Consider the following 1,652-nt stretch of genomic DNA (forward strand, 5'->3'; position numbering starts at 1 on the left):
CGACCGGTCCGACCGGTCCGACCGGTCCGAGGTGGTCTCGCCGATCCGCGCGGTTCACCGCGCCGACGAGCAAGTGGAACGTTCCCAATCATGGGTGGAACGTTCCCACTGCCGGGTGAATCCCCAAAGGGCCCGACGGGTGAACAATGCGCGAATTACCTGTCATTCGGCTGAGTACGGGCGGAGCGGGGGTGCGGGGGTGCGGGAGGGCCCGCGGGTGCGCCTTCCGGCGGCGGTGACGCGGCGGGGCGGGGACCTGCTGACCGTGACGCGGCGCGGCGGCGTCACAGGCATCCGCTAGTCCCCGGCCGGTCCCGGCACCGGGCTCCGGCGCCGCGTCGACATCGATCCCCGCGCCGTGTGGTGGTGGGGCCTACCGCTCCGTGTGGCGGTGGGGCCTACCGCGCCGTGACCGTCAGGTACTCCGTGTTCGTCACCCGGCCGTGATGGGAGACGATCGTCACGGGGTAGCGGCCGGGCGTGAGGCCGGAGCGGACGGTGGCGGTGCCGAGGAAACGCGGATCGTCGCCGTCGGCGCCCTTGGTGTCGTCGTGGCGGAGGTGGAGCACCCCGGTGAACGCGGGGGAAGTGGCGGTCAGCCGCGTCTCCTCGCCCGGGTCCGGGTTCTCGTCGTGCAGCATCACCGCGACCTGACGCCCGGCGCCGATGCCCCGGAAGTTGTGCGTGCCGCCCGAGTAGCCCTTGCCGGGGTCGAAGAACTCGGGTCCGTACGTCTTGCCCAGGTAGTCGGCGTCGCCGGGCCGGGACGCGCGGACCTTCAGGCGCTTCTCGGCGACGCGGCGGCCGTGCGGTCCGTACAGCTCGAAGGTGTACGTGCCGTCCGCCAGGACGGGCCTGAGTTCCGGCCACGCCTCGAAGTCCCGCGGGTTGAAGACCATGCTGTCCTCGTGGACGAGCCGCACTGGCCCGGGCAGAGCCGCGGACCGTACGGTGAAATCGGTGCCCCGCTCACCGGGGTACAGGTCGTCGAATTCCAGCGACACGCGCTCCCCCGGGCGGGTCACGTCCCCCGAGGCCGAGATGTCGAAGGCGGGCCGCCGGGACCGTATGACATGGATCCTGTCGCGGGCCACGGTACGGCCGTGGACCGCGACCGTCAGCGGATACCAGCCGGGCTTGTCCGTCATCCCGAGGGCCGCCTGGGCCCAGTAGTTACCGGCGTCCCATCGCAGCCGTACCGGCCCGCTGAACGCGGGCGACCGGGCGGTCACCGCGTCGCCGCCCCGCGCGTGGCTGACGCCGTTGAGCATCATCTGGACCATCTCCCCGGGGCGGGCGTCGATCTGCCCGTCGAGGATCAGATCGGGCTTGCCGCTCGTGGTTCCGGGACCGGCGTCGGTGGCGGACGCGGGACGGTGCGCGGGGTGGGCGGAGGCGCCCGTGCTCTGCGCCGCCCCGCCCGTGCTTGCCGAGTTGGCGCACCCGCACAGCAGGAGACCGGCCGCTGTTACGGCCATGGCCACGGCCCTGGACCAGTTCATGGTTGCCCCCAGTTGGTCGGTTACCTACCCGGTTACCTACGAAGAGGGCGAAATGGCGGTGGTGGTTACCTTCGCGGTGGCGGAGTCCTTGGGGGCGTGGTTCGGGGCGGCCGGAGTGCGCCGGGCCGGAGTGCGCCGGGGGGGGTGCGC

General features: G+C 72.5%; 1 protein-coding gene. It reads right to left on the bottom strand.

Annotated features, from left to right (window positions below):
• Window positions 1–398: 398 nt before the first annotated feature.
• On the bottom strand, window positions 399–1,502 hold the full coding sequence (locus tag AOK08_RS41560) for a hypothetical protein (protein WP_055535727.1): 1,104 nt from the start codon (window positions 1,500–1,502) through the stop codon (window positions 399–401).
• Between the last annotated feature and the right edge of the window lie 150 nt (window positions 1,503–1,652).

This window comes from Streptomyces graminilatus (assembly GCF_001418565.1).
GTDB classification, from domain to species: Bacteria; Actinomycetota; Actinomycetes; order Streptomycetales; family Streptomycetaceae; genus Streptomyces; species Streptomyces graminilatus.